The sequence below is a fragment of the Ruegeria sp. CDSC045 genome, from assembly GCF_059610725.1.
Genome location: NZ_JBXWOE010000008.1, coordinates 44457 through 59128, shown reverse-complemented (window position 1 = coordinate 59128; position 14672 = coordinate 44457). Strand labels below are relative to the sequence as shown.

The window sequence follows — 14672 nt, the reverse complement described above, 5'->3', positions numbered from 1 at the left end:
CCTTTGATGATCGCATCTGAAACATTGACTCGCTGGCAATCCACCCTTCCATTCTGGGTCTCGTTTTTGCTGATTCCATTGATTTGGGCCACGGCCTTTGTGGGTGGCTGGTGGGTCTTGCTGGTGCCGCTTTCAACATGGTGGATATTTGCCGCGCTGGATCAGCTCACCGGGCTCGACCTCGAAAATGCGGACCCAGAGACGCCGGACAGCATGTTGCGCTGGTATATCCTGCTGACCAAAGCCTGGGTTCCGGTACAGTTCCTGACCCTTTACGGGCTGCTTTGGTATGTGACGCACAGCTCTCACCTGTCTTCACCAGAAAAGATCGGCCTGTTCTTTGGCATGGGTGTGATCTCGGGAACGATTGGAATCAACTACAGCCACGAACTGATGCACCAGAAGGGCCGGCTGGAGCGCGGGCTTGGCGACATCCTACTGGCCATGGTCTTGTACTCGCACTTCCGGTCCGAACATTTGCTGGTTCACCACCGCTATGTCGGAACCCCGCGCGATCCGGTAACAGCACGGTACAACGAAGGCTTTCATCGCTTCTATCCGCGTGTTCTGTGGCAATGTCTGGCCTCCGCCTTTCATGCCGAGCGCGAGAAACTGGCGCGCAAGGACCGCCCCTGGACGGACCGCACAAACCCGTTCTGGCGGTATTGGATATTACAGGGCGGCTTGCTGGCGTTGGCAGGTTTGATTGGCGGATGGTCCGGCCTTGTCCTGTTTCTGATTCAGGCCGGCGTCGCCATCTGGCAGCTTGAACTGGTGAACTATGTCGAACATTACGGGCTGACCCGAAAATATCTGGGCCAGGGGAAGTACGAACACGTCCTGCCCTGTCATTCGTGGAACGCGTCGCAAAAAGCGTCGAACTGGCTGCTGATCAATCTACAGCGCCACTCGGACCATCACTACAAACCCAACCGTCGATTTCCACTGCTTCAACATCACGATCAGAACACCGCACCGCAACTGCCCTACGGATACCCAGTGATGACGATCGCCGCGATGATCCCACCGCTCTGGCGGCGTGTCATGAACCCCCGTGTGCGGGATTGGCGCCGCCGGTACTACCCCGAAGTCACAGACTGGCAACCCTACAACAAGTCACAAAACCCGATGCCAGGGTCCTGACCGCAGCGTGCCTCGGCGCGCTGCCCGGCCCAACGACTGGCCCTGCGTCTTTGATGCATGGTCCATCGACGATAGAGCCTTAAGCTACATCACCCAGATATCCATCGGGTATTCAACACCGCGCACAGGGTGGCCCTTGTTTTCGGTAAATTCGGCTGTCAGTTCGGAGGCACTGCTCCCTTCCTGCTCAAGCTGCAGGCGCACCGCATCACTCAGCACGATCCGGGCCTGCAGCTCGCGGGTCATTGCCTCAAGTTTCGCAGCGACGTTTACCGCATCACCGATCACAGCAAATTCCAGACGGTTGGCGCCAATATCCCCCAGAACAACCGAGCCATAATGGACACCGATGCCAACATGAATTTCGGGCTCTCCGGCACGTCTACGTTCTATGTTCCACCGGTCAATCACAGTCACCATGCCGCGCGCGCAGGATACCGCGTTGGTCGCATCCAACGGTGTCGTCACCGGGGTCCCGAAAGTTGCCATAAGACCATCGCCCAAGTACTTGTCCAATGTCCCATGATGGCGGAACACTTCGGCCTCCATCCTGGCGTGAAATCCACGCAGCACCTCGATCACGTCATAAGGATCACGACCCGCCGCATATTTGGTGAACCCCACAATATCTATGAAGAGCACTGCGACATTCTCTTTTCGCACCTGTTTGAGCGGATCATCATTTTGGCTCAGTTCCTCCACCACATTTGGTGAGAAATATCGCGACAGGTTCGCTCGTTCCCGTTCCAACCCAGCATTGGTCATCAGCAGATGATTGAGCCGCCGCATCGACACGCCCAGCGTCACCGCCACCATCAGGAACACAATCACTTGCTGGATTCGGATCGAAGATCTGAAACTATTTGGATCCAACATCTCGGCTACATCCGGATACCCCTGCAAGGCCTCGGCCACTTTCTCACTTATGCCGGGAATCGGAAACGCAACCCACCAGGCGATCACCCATCCGGTAGTCCAGATTATTGCAGTCCATGTGCCTATGGCAATCACCGTGCGCCAGGAATAGGCCATGGTTCCTGCTGCAAGAATGACGAAGAAATACTGAAAGTTGTCAAACCGGAATTGCATCGCCAACGGGCGCACATCATCGCTGAACGGGTTGGGAATGATCATCCCCAAAGTCATAATCAAAAGGTCAACAAAGATTAGTAGCAACTCTGTCCGAGATTGCCCCACACGGCCTGCCCGTCGGATCATCCAACCATTTGCGCAAATCAGCAAAAGGATGAAATGATACCAAAGGACCTCCCAATGCGGGTTCAGGTAGATCAGCAAAAGGCCAGTCAGACCCATTGCGATCCAGCGGGCCCGGACAGCAAGCTCCAGCCCCTCGCGCTTGTGCCGTTCCAGCGCAGCTTCGGTGTATTTATTCTCGATTTCTACTTCGTTCGGACGGGTGAAAAAGAACCGCCTAGCCCGAGGTTCGCTGGCTGCTGTGTCCGACATTGCGAAAGCTCCTACACTGCGCCGATTGCTTCATTAGGCTCATATCGGAACTCATCAGGGAAAGAAACAAAAGACCCCGCCGTTGATCGGCGGGGCAAGGCTTAGTGCCTTGTGTCAGGCCACAGGCACCGGCGGTATTGGTCTATCAGTTGTGCATCTCGGACCGGATCTGCTGACGCAAGACGTCGATCGGCACGGTTTTGCCGTCGCGCTTGAAGCACCAGTAGGTCCAGCCGTTGCAGGAGGGCGCATTCTCGAGATGGGCGCCAACCTGATGGATCGAACCCTTGATATTTTGCCCCACCAGTGTCCCATCGGCGCGGACCTTGGCCTTGTGACGCTGGTTCATGGAATAGAGTTCCTCGCCCGGGCGTAGCATGCCGCGTTCGACCAACTGGCCAAAGGGCACGCGTGGCTCGGCGCGTTTGCTGGCGCTGACCTCCAGCGCTTCGCGGTCGAATTTACGCACTTTCGCGATGCGCTTTTCGGCCACTTTGCGATAACTTTCTTCGCGCTCGATCCCGATGAATTCGCGACCCAGCATCTTGGCCACGGCCCCCGTAGTCCCGGTGCCAAAGAACGGGTCCAGAATAACGTCACCCGGATTGGTTGATCCAACCAGCACGCGGTGCAGCAATGATTCCGGTTTCTGCGTCGGATGCGCCTTGTCGCCGTTTTCATCCTTGAGCCGTTCATGGCCAGTGCAGATCGGCAGCACCCAGTCGCTGCGCATCTGGACGCCTTCGTTCAACGCTTTCAGTGCCTCATAGTTGAAGGTGTATTTCGCCCCTTCACGCTTGGAGGCCCAGATCATTGTCTCATGCGCATTGGTGAACCGCTTGCCACGGAAATTCGGCATCGGGTTCGATTTGCGCCAAACTACATCGTTGAGGATCCAATACCCTGCATCCTGCAACGCAGACCCAACGCGGAAAATGTTGTGATACGATCCAATCACCCAGATGGCGCCATTGGGCTTCAGCAGACGATGGGCCGCCTTCAGCCATTCCCGCGTGAACTGGTCGTAGACGCCAAAGCTGGAAAACTGGTCCCAGTGATCATCGACTGCATCCACTTGGCTGTTATCGGGGCGGTGCAGTTGCCCTTTCAACTGCAGGTTATATGGGGGATCGGCAAAAATCAGGTCAACCGATGCCTCGGGCAGACTGTTCATCACTTCGATGCAGTCCCCGGATAGAATCGTGTTTACAGGGAGCGCTGTCGCGCCCTTTTTGGTGGTCGTTGTCATATCGCTGCCTCAAGTTCCACGGCGCTTATGCGCTCATTTGGTTGAGACAAGGATGAGTCAAAGACGATTCGCCGTCAATTTCTTTTTTGAATCAGCGGCTTACGATTTACTCTTGATACAACATATTGTGGACGGGCTTGAACGAAACTCTATGGTGAGGGGTCACACCAAGATTTCGCAGCGCATCCTTGTGTTGTTTTGACGGATAACCGGCATTTGTCTCCCAGCCGTATCCCGGATGCTGTTGCGCCAAATCCACCATCAGTTGATCGCGCCAGTTTTTGGCAAGGATCGAAGCTGCGGCGATCGACACGGAATGGGCATCGCCTTTGACCACTGCCTGCGCCGGAATGGCCAGTCCGCGCGGAATCATATTTCCGTCGATCAACAGATAATCAGGGGGGGGATCCAGCGCCGCCACCGCGCGCTCCATTGCCAGATGCGAGGCACGCAAGATGTTGTGCTCATCAATCTCGGCCACCGAAGCCTCGGCCACCGCGAATTCGGCGCAGCCACGCAGGGCAGTATCCAATGCGGCCCGGCGCTTGGCCGAGAGTTTCTTTGAATCGTTCAGACCTTGGGGAATTTCCGCGGGGTTCAGGACCACCGCCGCCGCCACAACAGGACCGGCCAGCGGACCTCGGCCAACCTCATCGACACCGGCAATCCGCAGATATCCCTGCGCAAGAGCGGCTTTTTCAATCTCATAATCTGGTGTGGTCATGTTTTGGGAAAATCCTGTTTTCCCCCATTGCGCAAGAAAAAAGAGAGGACAGCAATCGCTGCCCTCTCCGACGTGATGCTTCTAAGGCACCACTCCTGCTCGAACCGTATTACTTGTAAACGACGCGGTATCCCTGTTGGCGCAGGCAGGCGGGTTCATAGGCCCGCTTGACCTTATTGCCATTCCAGAAACCGACCTTGCACTTTTTGGGCAGGCTATTGGCGTATTTGTAGTGCTTATCCAGGCAGCGCGTCCCCAGAAGCGGGCGCTTTTTGCCATAGCCCTTGAAGGTTTCCATGCACCGTTGCGGCAGACTATAGCGCGCAACGCGCTCGGGCAAGGGACGGATATGGTTCGGCCGATGCCTGGGGGTCCTCTGGATGTGCTGTTTGGGGGCCTGATACACGTGGTTGTAGTTGCGGGTAACCTTTTTGCTGTCGCCTTGCTTGTCAAAATGATGGATGGCAGCGCCAATCAAGGCAATCGCCGCCAGCCCGCCAAGAATATCTTCTGCATCAGCGGCACGGGCCTGGGATGCAGAAACGCCGGTGATTGCGACTGCAGAGGCGATGATCAGAGCGATGAATTTCTTATGCATGGTGCTGTCCTTTCGGGTACTCGGTGGACGTGATGACAGTCCGTAAATTCGATAACCCGACATTGGGGGTGTCCCCTTCAGACAAGCAATAACGCCGTTTTGTTATCCGATATCAGACCGCGAAACCCCTTTGCGTTATTGAATATCAACCAAAGCCATGCGCAGGATGCGGCCTATGAAACAGATCCTCTCTTCTCTGGCCATCGGGGCCCTGATATCGCTTGGTTCCATGGCGTCAGCGGCGGATTGCTATGCCGATTACAAGGCCAAGCAGGACAATCCGTTGCGTCTGCATTATGGCGTCATGCAGGTTTCATCCTGCGGCAAAGGAAAAGCCAAAAAAGAGGTCGCACAACGGCTGCGCGGCTCGGGCTGGACCCTGCTGAACGTCATGTCCGTTTTTGGGCCTGAAGGGTTGGATAAAAGGAAGGCCAATGCCGGAAAATTCTATCTCCGTTACTGAGGCACGGCGCTCGGGCGTCAGGTTGGTTGGCGCGGGCATCACGGTAATCGTTGTCATACTTGTGGCCTCTGCCGCCTTTCTGTTGTGGACATTGCCAGATGCAAACGCGTTCAATGCCCGCGTCGAACGTCTGTTCGTCGAGAGTGATCTGACCTCGCAGACCGAGATTCGCCTACTCGAGATTCTGGCCCAGTCCGGCACTGCCTTTGCCGATACATTGTCCAGTTACCGCATGGTTATCTTTGTTTTGCTGGTTTTCGCCACTGCAATGCTGATTGCTGCGCTGGTGTTTCTGGTCATGCTGGTGCTGTTGAACCGACGCATGGCACAGATTGAGCGCACTGGGATTCAGGTCACTTCACTTTTGATCAGCCGGGAAGAGAATACCGTCTATCTCAATAACATGGATTTCAAACTGACTGCGTCGGCGATGGAAACCCTGTCAGTTCTTGCCGAATCCCGGTTGGATGACGAGGTTCTATCCGGCATTCAGATCGAGGCGATGATTTCCGGCAAAAGCACCGCTGATTGTGACGAGGCTGCTGGCGCGACGCGGATCAAGCGCCTGCGCGATGCTTTGGGCAATCAGATGGTCAGCGAGTTGCTGGTCAAGAACATCGCTAAAAAAGGCTATATGTTGTCGATCGAAAAAGACGTCATTCAGATGATTTGATATAGGGAAAATCCTGCTCTGCCCCTTGGAAAACACGGATCAAACGCCCATCCTATAAAGACCCGTGCCAGGGAGGATGATTATGAACGTTCACGTGACTCCAAATATCAAAGGCTATGGGATCTCGGTCGAACCACTTGTCGGCCGTATCGCAATCTACCGGGATGAGATCCTTCTGGCTGAAAGCTTTGATGCCAAGGTAATGTACGAAACTCGGTTGCCGCCGATGATCTACATCCCCCGTCAGGATGTACATGTCGATCTCAGCGATGAGACCGAACTTCAGACATTCTGCCCGTTCAAGGGCACCGCCACTTACCACGATGTCGTTCTGGCGGGTCAACGATTGGCCAACTCCGTCTGGGCTTACGAGAACGCCCTGCCCGAAAGCGCCGCGATCCAGGGCCATATCGGCTTTATGCCCACCGCATATACGCGGATTGAGCTGGGTGAAAACAACCTGCGCAACCCGGAAGACGGCAATATCAGCGGGCCGCTGATTGATTGGCTGATGCGGGGGGCCAGTGATCTCAGCACGCCCGAAGCATTCACCAAAGCGCTGGCCGAGAAGATGCTGGAACATGGAATTGCCATTCAGCGCCTCAGTATCCTTGCCTGGTCCTTACATCCGTTGATCGCGGGCAAACACTATATTTGGGAAAAGGGTGAGGCCGAGATTTCGACCAATGTGCCCACCTATGAAATCCACGACCACCCCGCCTATATCAACAGCCCTCTGCGCCACGTGTCCAACGGTATGGGCGGCGTGCGCCAAAGGCTGAATGACGAGAACCCTCAGCACAGCTTTCCAATCATGGAAGACCTGCGCGCCAAAGGGGCGACTGACTATGTCGCGATGCCCCTGCCATTTTCCGACGGGCGCACCAATGTCTTGACGCTGACTTGCGATCACCCCGACGGGTTCACAACGGCCAATCTTGGGCTGGTGTTCGAATGCTCCTCGGTGATTGCCCGGTTCTACGAAGTCTTCATGCAGCGCGAAAACGCCCAGGTATTGCTGGAAACCTATGTCGGAAAGCGGACCGGCGCGCGTGTCCTGGGCGGAGAAATCCGTCGTGGCGACGGGGATGAGATTGATGCCGCCATCATGTTCTGCGACCTGCGCAATTCTACCCTGTTAGAAGAAAAGCTGGGCCGCGCCGCCTATATCAATCTGCTGAATGACTTCTTTGAAACGGTCTCGGACATCGTCGACGAAAACGGTGGTGAAGTTCTGAAATTCATCGGGGACGCTGTTCTTGCTGTATTCCCGGCAGGCGAAGATTCTGCCTTAGCCCGCGAAAACGCGCAGCGATCAGCAGTTGGAATCGTTGAAAGGTTAGGAGAGCTGCGCAAGTCTGGGTCCGACATGCATTGCGATTGTTCGATTGGCGTCGCCTATGGGCGCGTAACCTACGGCAATATCGGGTCGCGCGAACGGTTAGACTTCACCGTAATCGGACAAGCTGCGAACGTCGCCGCCCGACTTGGGGAATACAGCAAGATCGTGAATCACAGGATTGTTGTGACCAAAGACATCGTGCCGGCCTGCACTGACGCTTTGCCACTTGGAGAGGTCAAGCTGCACAACGTGTCACAACCCGTGTGCTCATACGCGCTCAAAACCTCAGCGGACGCGATCCTGAATAGCTAGTTGTGGTAGAAATTTAGAGCGCCAGCGCTTGATATAGAGGCATCTTGCGATTGACGTAGGACTATCCGCCCAGCAGAAGCAACGCGGTTTGGGCCGGGGAAATTGTGCTTTGAAGCTGCGCGATCTGACTGCGCGCAAGGTATCTGTCGGTCAAATCCCCGATCGCCTCTTCATCCGCGAACTGCGCTAAATCGTCAGATCCAGTCAGGTTCGACAACCTATCCTTGAACACCTCAAGCTGCTTGTCGATGTCCAACTGACCAAAGCTTGAGGGCAACCCAAGCGCCGTCTCCATCATCTTTCGCAACGGCGGTAGACCCATCAAGTCGAACCATTTCGTGTCACCACTGCTGTCTTGCGATGCCAACTCAGCCAGCGCATGTTGTGCATAGAGAGATATGCGCATTGACTCGTCCTGTTCACCCACGGCGACCTCAAAGCGCGAGGTCACGTTGTCCCGGGCAATATCCTCCATAAATGTCGAAAGAATGGTTCTTCGAATTTCGCCAGGGCCCAGTCCAAATGCCTCAGAGAATTCACGGTATCTTTTGTCAGATAGGCGATTGGACAAAGCATCATCTGCGCTCGTTCCATCTGACAGGATTTTCTGGATGAAATAGCGGTTGTCGATGTCGCCCTCCAGACCAAATGCGCCCAAGGCAACCTGTAGCAGCAGCCGGTCAGAAACCAGATCTTCAGCCGTCTGAACCTTGCCGATGTTTTCCCGGAAATACGTCGCCTCACGCTCATTGACCGTCGAAGAGGAAAAGCTGTTCAACTGGCCTTCGTAGGTGCGCTGAATGAACCGCCAGCCAACAATGCCACCTGAGGGTATGACCGGCTGAAAGGTCATTGCTGGTAAGCCATGAGGCGCTCTTCTCGCGGTAGCAAAGCACGCAGGGATTTGAGGCATTTGTAATATTGCTCGGCCAACAAAGCTTCGGTTGCCTCGGCCAAAACTCTGCGGCTGTCCGCATCCGTAAACACTTGGCTCAACTCTTCCACCCGACGTAGCAGTTGTTGGCGGGCGCTTTCAGCTTCCATGTCTCCAGACAGAACCAGTTGCGTCGCATAGCACACTCTGCGAACGGGTGTGTTCACCTCGTCAGGATGTATCGCATCGCGCAAACGCAGGACATTTGCCTGTGGTGTCATGATTGAAAACCGACTTCTACGATCGCCGTTTTCCACAACTACACCATTAATCAGCACGCGTTCTTTTGGTGCTAGCTTCAATACCAAACCCGCCATCAATTCGCACCCATTTGCCGAAGGCCTTTAAGAACGGCCATGTTTATTTCCAGAAGGGGCTCTACCGAAGCCTTATTGCTGAGTATCTGGCTGCTGTGCTGTTCGGTGAACTCAGCTAGATAGAAAATCCGGGCGCGAAGGTCATTCGGCAAGGCGTTATCGGAATCGGCAACCCCGTTTGCCAACACAGACCAAAGCCTCCGGTTTTCATGCAAAGCCTGAACAAACGCTCCAAAGTCGGTTTTGTGCCGCGCGGCCGCAGCCTTCAACCGATGCGTGATCTTGGAAATCGCCTCATATTCCGTATCACGCGGTGTGCGCGTCGGAGCAGCGGTCTGCGCATAGGCGCGTTGTGCAAGAGTTTGCGGTGTCACTTGAAATCCTTCCAAAAGGCCGTCTTACGGCGGTCAAAGCCGGGGCGCGTTTCCACGCCCCGGCCAGGGTCCTGAACTTAGCGGAACAGCGACAGGATCGACTGCGGCGCCTGGTTGGCAATCGACAACGACTGCGTTGCCAGTTGCTGCTGTACCTGCAGGGCCTGCAGACGGGCCGAGGTTTCTTCCATATCGGCGTCAACCAGCGCTCCGATACCGGACTTGAACGAGTCAGAAAGATTCGAGATGAATTCTTTCTGCGTTTCGATCCGGCCCTGAGACGAACCAAACGCCGCAGATGCATCAATGGACGTGTCGATCAAGGTCTCGATAGTACCCAGCGCCGCCTGAGCACCAGCATCTGTCGATACATCAATCGAAGCCAACGCCCCCAGGCCACCTGCATTGGCATTGGTGAACTGCGCCGAGACAGTAACGTCCCGATCAGCGTCGGCGCCAGCCGTCGCAGCACCGGTTACAAATGTCAAAGTGCCCGGGTTGGCCGAGTCATAGTCGATTGCGACGCCCGTGATCCCCAGGGAATCGATCTGATTTTTCAGGCCAACGGCAACAATGGCATCCGTATAAGCGGCATCATATGTTCCAGATGGGTCCAGATCAGCAGCTTGCACCGTGTAGGACGCAACCTTGTCACCAATAGTGATCGAGATCTTGTCACCAGCAGCAAAGTTGTCCGTTGAACTGTCCACCACGATGTCGCCGGTTCCACCAGCTTTGTCCATCGTGAAGCCCGCGGCGTCATTGTCGGTTGTGACGTTGTCCGAGCCGGCCAGAACACCTTTGCTGGCATACCCACCTGTGGACAGGTTCTGCGAGGCCACCGAAATCGAAGATGCGGTTACGTTGCCACTGGAGTCACGATCCAGAGACGACAGGATCGAGGCTGTACCCGCCGAACCGTCAACCAGGTTAAGCCCGTTAAACTGCGCCGCTCCAACCACCGATGCGATCTGATCTTTAAGAGCAGTCACGTCGTCATTGATTTTGCCGCGGTCAACGTTGTCTTCCTGTGCCGCAACGATCTTCTCTTTCATCTGGGACAGCAAGTCAGTGACTGTCTCGGACGCATTCCGGGCCACCGCAACGGTCGATTCACCCAGTGCCAAACTGTCTTTGATGGCGTTGAACCCCTTAACGTCCGACTCCATGACTTTGGAAATCGCCCAGACGGCTGAATTGTCCTTGGCTGTGGCGACGTCCTTACCAGTTGAAATCGCGTTCTGGGTCTGCGCCAGGTTCTTGTTGACCGATTTCAGAGTTTGCAGCGCAACCATGGCGCCATTGTTGGTCAGAATGCTGGACATAGCTTTCTTCCTTTTCCGTTCGGGCCTTTTCGCCCTTGCTTACCCCGCAACATGTGCGGGCTTTGACGTCTTTCTGATCACTGCGACCCGCCGACGGGCTGTTCGCGCCACCTGAGTTTTCCAGATGCAGGATCACCTTTGACGCCGATCCCCTAACGGAGTGCTAAGACTCGAAAATCCGAAAGTTCGGATTTGATTCAATCCTCGTGCTAGGCCCGCTTTTCCAGCTTTGCGTGACTGCGAACGGCAAAATCGCTGCGTTGCCCATCCGCTCCATAAGTACTGAATTCCTGACGCACTCGGCGCAGTTCAGCCATGCGCCCGGCAACCGCCCGAATCCCTTCGGCCGCACTGTTCAGCAGAGCCTGATTCCGGTCGACTTTCTTTTGAACCCCGATCAGTTCATCACTATCAATCACCTCAAGATCATTGATCGCACCGATCAGCTTTTCCTTTTCCGGGGCCATGTGATTCAACCGATCCAGATCCCCGGTCACCAAGGCGTTGCGTTCAAGGTCCAGAACTTCTTCAAGAGATTTGATCAGGTCATGTTCAGACTTGTTAGGCATTGGTATTCTCCATCATGGACTGAAACAGGATTTCGGACAGGCCAACACCGCCGGACCTGGCAAGCTGCAGTGCCTGCTGCTGAACAAGAAACGATGAAAACTGGTCTTCACCCGCACCGCCGCCGAACGAATCTCGGGATTCGCCCAGACCTGCGGACTTAAGCATTTCAGACAGGAACGCCGCCTCAAGCTCTACCGCAGCATCTTTCAGCTTTTGCTCAACAGACAAGGGCTGCGGCGCCGCTGGAATACCAGATAGCTTCATAGCTTTCTCCAAAAATTGCATCGAACTTTCTGGATCAAAGATGAAAGCGGTTAAAATAAACGTAACTTCCTGCGGGCAAATTCCTGGTTACGCAAACCGGAGCCGGAGCAAAATGCCCAACCCTCTTATATTGTCCACATCCTCGACCGCCAGCGCCGCAAAATCTGAAACTGCCGCCAAGGGACACCCAATCTCGGAAGGGGCTGACACCTTTGCTGAGGTAATGGAGCAGGAATTGCAGCGTTCCGAAGGTGACAGCTTGAATGAGAACGTGCCCGAACTGACCATTAATGCCGAGGTGCAGGTTGAAGAGGATGTGGTCGAAGAAGACTCTGTTGATCTTGCCACCAGCCTGTCGGGAAAACCTGTAACTGACCCGCCCGCCCGCCCGCCGGCGCAGGACGAAGAGATGGCACCTGAGGAAACGCCGGCATCGCTGCCCGAACCTGACAAGGCCGTAATACTCGCAGCGCCAAACAATGCGGCCCCCGATCCTCGGGGTGATGCGCTTGGAAACGCGGCGCAGCGCGCCCGATCTGAGGTTCCGGCTTTGTTGCAGGCGAAAACCGCACAGCAAAAACCGGAACACAATCTGCCGCAAACCACTATTGCAAAGGGCTATCGGACCAAGGCGTCGATACCCTCGGATTCTGCGCCCGGAAAACCCGAAGTGCCAGAACCAAAGCTGGTTTCGCGAGATACACCCGATGCGGCTCAGGCTCCCAAAGCCACCGGTTCACCGCCGACAACACAATCCGTTCCGACACTTGTTCAAATGCAACTGATGACGTCTGCCAAGGTGCAGGACGTTGATTTGGTATCAGACCCCGACGCCGAGGGGATTCTGACCGCGCGCGAAAGCCAGCCATTTTCAACGGCACGAGATACGTCAGCAAGCCATCAGCACTTTTTAACCTCAGCACGGGCAGAAACGACGCGGGCAATCGCGGGGCAGATGGCCGCTGCGATACATGCAAGACCACAATCCAGCACGATTCAACTGACCTTGAATCCGGAAGAGCTGGGCAAGATCTCAATCGTCATGAATGGCCGGGATGACGGGTTGCAGATGACCATCGCAGCCGAGCGGCCGGAAACTCTGGAAATGATGAGGCGACATCTTTCGGTTCTTGAGGCTGAGTTCAAAAACCTAGGCCTGGGCGATCTGTCCTTCAATCTGGGCGCGTCGTCGGACGACCAGCCCGAAAGCGCGGACAAGCGCACAGAATCCGGACTGACTACAACCCAGACCGAAATGGATCAGGCCAGCGAGCCGGTCTTAACCCGGATCGGCCATAGTGGCCGCGTTGATATGAGGCTTTGAGCATGATCACACCCGCACAGAATACAAGCTCTACCGCCGCGCAGGCACAGTCTTCGGCGAAATCTGGAACATCCGGCCTGGCCTCGGATTTTGAAACCTTCCTTCTGATGCTGACCGCCCAGGCCCGCAACCAAGACCCGCTGGAGCCGCTGGATTCATCGGAATACGCCTCGCAACTGGCTCAATTCTCGATGGTCGAGCAGCAGGTTCAAACCAACGATCTGCTTACTGCGCTTGCCTATTCACTTGGTAGCGTCAACCTTGAAGAGCTTGCCAGCTGGGTCGGGATGGATGTGCGAACCGCCTCGGCCTTTCATTTCGACGGTTCACCAGAAACGCTGTATGCGCAGGCCGACCCCGGGGCGGACAGCGCCTTTATGGTGATCCGCAACGACTCGGACGAGGTCGTTGAACGCATCGCTGTTTCAACGACGGAATCCGAGTTTGTCTGGGCCGGAACCGATGACGATGGCGCCCCGTTACCGGCAGGAAATTACACTGCAACGATGGAAAGTTATGACGGCGATGAGCTGCTGTCTGAACGTCTCGCCTCAGCCTATAATCAGGTGCTCGAGGCGCAGGTGGGCACGGATGCCGTTTTGCTGACGCTCGCTGGCGGAGAGGTGGTGCCAGCAGGAATAGTCACTGCGGTGCGAACAGGAGCTTGATCTACGGTTAACGACAGGCGAAACCAAGGCAATGCCCGACTCGTTGACTGATTGGTGATCTCCCTGCCTCAAATACTGTCCCCACCGCGCGACCTTGTTGCTCAACTTGTCAGGCTCGGATTTGCCAGCGCTGGGGCACAGTTCGAAACGCTGTATGGTGGGAGGACAAACCGGGTGTGGAAGGTGCTGGGCGACGACAGTGATCAAGTATTGAAGCTGTACCGCTCGGACCTAGAAAACCCATTGTTTCGCAACGATCCCGCATTGGAAGCCGCCTGTCTGCGGGCACTGGCTTCTTCTGGGGTTGTGCCGCGATTGCGGGCAACAGGACAACATGACAACGGATATTGGGTGTTCTACGACCACGCACAGGGCACCCCCTGGCGGTCTGACCCGGCCCCAGTGGCCCGGTTGCTGCACCGCCTGCATTCGCTCAACCTAAACATAGAGAACGCACCCACCGGTAAAAACGGTAGCGCAGATCTGGCCGAACATGGTCAAAGCATTCTGGCGATGTGCACATCGGATCGACGGGCTCAGCTGGAAAAGATGCAACCACAGCATCATATTTTGCGGTCGGATCACACTTGCCTGATTCACGGCGACCCGGTGGCGGGAAACATCCTCGTCGCATCCTCTGGTCTGACGCTGATTGACTGGCAATGCCCAGCCGTTGGTGATCCTTGCGAGGACCTTGCGCTGTTCCTGTCACCCGCCATGCAATATCTTTACAGAGGTGCGGTTTTGACCGTCGACGAGCAACAGTCCTTTCTTTCGGCCTATGACCGGCAGGAAACCGTAAACCGCTACCGGTCTTTACGCCGCTGGTACGGGTGGAGGATGGCGGCCTACTGCCTATGGCGCGCAGAACATGGGGCACCGGATTATGAACAAGGGCTCGAGCTGGAACTGGCCGCTTTGTGAA

17 protein-coding genes are annotated in these 14672 nt (G+C 55.6%); 7 read left to right on the top strand and 10 right to left on the bottom strand.

All coding sequences use genetic code 11. The annotated features are described in order from the left end of the window. Positions 1 to 6 precede the first annotated feature (6 nt). Positions 7 to 1143, top strand: coding sequence for an alkane 1-monooxygenase (locus AC2FH6_RS14510; protein WP_496692535.1), 1137 nt, complete (start codon positions 7 to 9; stop codon positions 1141 to 1143). Positions 1144 to 1227: 84 nt separating this feature from the next. Here the strand turns inward: AC2FH6_RS14510 and AC2FH6_RS14505 are convergent, their stop codons facing one another. The 4 genes from AC2FH6_RS14505 to AC2FH6_RS14490 all read right to left on the bottom strand — a co-directional run bounded on the left by AC2FH6_RS14505 (position 1228) and on the right by AC2FH6_RS14490 (position 5181). Then, positions 1228 to 2610 carry an adenylate/guanylate cyclase domain-containing protein gene (locus tag AC2FH6_RS14505; RefSeq protein ID WP_496703285.1) on the bottom strand — a complete coding sequence of 461 codons (1383 nt, stop codon included), beginning with the start codon at positions 2608 to 2610 and terminating at the stop codon, positions 1228 to 1230. Positions 2611 to 2755: 145 nt separating this feature from the next. Next, positions 2756 to 3859 (bottom strand): site-specific DNA-methyltransferase, encoded by a 1104-nt coding sequence (locus AC2FH6_RS14500; protein ID WP_142637139.1) that lies wholly within the window; start codon positions 3857 to 3859, stop codon positions 2756 to 2758. A 106-nt stretch (positions 3860 to 3965) separates the two neighbouring features. Then, on the bottom strand, positions 3966 to 4583 hold the full coding sequence (rnhB, locus tag AC2FH6_RS14495) for a ribonuclease HII (RefSeq protein ID WP_496692538.1): 618 nt from the start codon (positions 4581 to 4583) through the stop codon (positions 3966 to 3968). A 109-nt stretch (positions 4584 to 4692) separates the two neighbouring features. Further along, complete coding sequence (locus AC2FH6_RS14490; RefSeq protein ID WP_496689943.1) at positions 4693 to 5181, bottom strand: hypothetical protein; 489 nt, start codon at positions 5179 to 5181, stop codon at positions 4693 to 4695. Positions 5182 to 5356: 175 nt separating this feature from the next. Here AC2FH6_RS14490 and AC2FH6_RS14485 point away from each other — a divergent pair, with 175 nt between their 5' ends. From AC2FH6_RS14485 to AC2FH6_RS14475, 3 genes are all read left to right on the top strand, one after another. Continuing rightward, a complete protein-coding gene (locus AC2FH6_RS14485; RefSeq protein ID WP_142637145.1) occupies positions 5357 to 5644 on the top strand; it encodes a hypothetical protein in 288 nt (95 codons plus the stop codon). Further along, positions 5616 to 6317 carry a winged helix-turn-helix domain-containing protein gene (locus AC2FH6_RS14480; RefSeq protein ID WP_496689945.1) on the top strand — a complete coding sequence of 234 codons (702 nt, stop codon included), beginning with the start codon at positions 5616 to 5618 and terminating at the stop codon, positions 6315 to 6317. Before AC2FH6_RS14485 ends, AC2FH6_RS14480 begins: the two co-directional genes overlap by 29 nt. An 82-nt stretch (positions 6318 to 6399) precedes the next feature. Beyond that, on the top strand, positions 6400 to 7971 hold the full coding sequence (locus tag AC2FH6_RS14475) for a DUF427 domain-containing protein (protein WP_496703283.1): 1572 nt from the start codon (positions 6400 to 6402) through the stop codon (positions 7969 to 7971). Positions 7972 to 8032: 61 nt separating this feature from the next. Here AC2FH6_RS14475 and AC2FH6_RS14470 read toward each other — a convergent pair whose 3' ends face one another. The 6 genes from AC2FH6_RS14470 to AC2FH6_RS14445 all read right to left on the bottom strand — a co-directional run bounded on the left by AC2FH6_RS14470 (position 8033) and on the right by AC2FH6_RS14445 (position 11755). After that, positions 8033 to 8824: a DUF1217 domain-containing protein gene (locus tag AC2FH6_RS14470; protein ID WP_496703281.1), complete on the bottom strand. Its 792-nt coding sequence runs from the start codon at positions 8822 to 8824 to the stop codon at positions 8033 to 8035. After that, entirely contained in the window at positions 8821 to 9222 is a 402-nt protein-coding gene (gene flbT, locus AC2FH6_RS14465) for a flagellar biosynthesis repressor FlbT (RefSeq protein WP_271949613.1), read from the bottom strand. Before flbT ends, AC2FH6_RS14470 begins: the two co-directional genes overlap by 4 nt. Further along, positions 9222 to 9596, bottom strand: a complete 375-nt coding sequence (gene flaF, locus AC2FH6_RS14460) for a flagellar biosynthesis regulator FlaF (protein ID WP_271949611.1) — start codon at positions 9594 to 9596, stop codon at positions 9222 to 9224. Before flaF ends, flbT begins: the two co-directional genes overlap by 1 nt. Before the next feature lie 77 nt (positions 9597 to 9673). After that, positions 9674 to 10921 (bottom strand): flagellin N-terminal helical domain-containing protein, encoded by a 1248-nt coding sequence (locus tag AC2FH6_RS14455; RefSeq protein WP_496692542.1) that lies wholly within the window; start codon positions 10919 to 10921, stop codon positions 9674 to 9676. A 209-nt stretch (positions 10922 to 11130) separates the two neighbouring features. Continuing rightward, positions 11131 to 11490, bottom strand: coding sequence for a flagellar biosynthesis protein FlgN (locus AC2FH6_RS14450; protein WP_496692543.1), 360 nt, complete (start codon positions 11488 to 11490; stop codon positions 11131 to 11133). Beyond that, positions 11483 to 11755, bottom strand: coding sequence for a rod-binding protein (locus AC2FH6_RS14445; RefSeq protein ID WP_142637161.1), 273 nt, complete (start codon positions 11753 to 11755; stop codon positions 11483 to 11485). Before AC2FH6_RS14445 ends, AC2FH6_RS14450 begins: the two co-directional genes overlap by 8 nt. A gap of 112 nt (positions 11756 to 11867) precedes the next feature. Here AC2FH6_RS14445 and AC2FH6_RS14440 point away from each other — a divergent pair, with 112 nt between their 5' ends. From AC2FH6_RS14440 to AC2FH6_RS14430, 3 genes are read left to right on the top strand one after another with little or no spacing between them, the layout of a single operon-like run. Continuing rightward, positions 11868 to 13079, top strand: coding sequence for a flagellar hook-length control protein FliK (locus AC2FH6_RS14440; protein WP_496703279.1), 1212 nt, complete (start codon positions 11868 to 11870; stop codon positions 13077 to 13079). A gap of 2 nt (positions 13080 to 13081) precedes the next feature. Then, the gene (locus AC2FH6_RS14435; protein WP_496692545.1) at positions 13082 to 13747 is read left to right on the top strand and encodes a flagellar hook capping FlgD N-terminal domain-containing protein; all 666 of its coding nucleotides are present in this window, start codon (positions 13082 to 13084) and stop codon (positions 13745 to 13747) included. Positions 13748 to 13801: 54 nt separating this feature from the next. Beyond that, positions 13802 to 14671 carry a phosphotransferase family protein gene (locus AC2FH6_RS14430; protein ID WP_496703277.1) on the top strand — a complete coding sequence of 290 codons (870 nt, stop codon included), beginning with the start codon at positions 13802 to 13804 and terminating at the stop codon, positions 14669 to 14671. Position 14672: the final 1 nt, after the last annotated feature.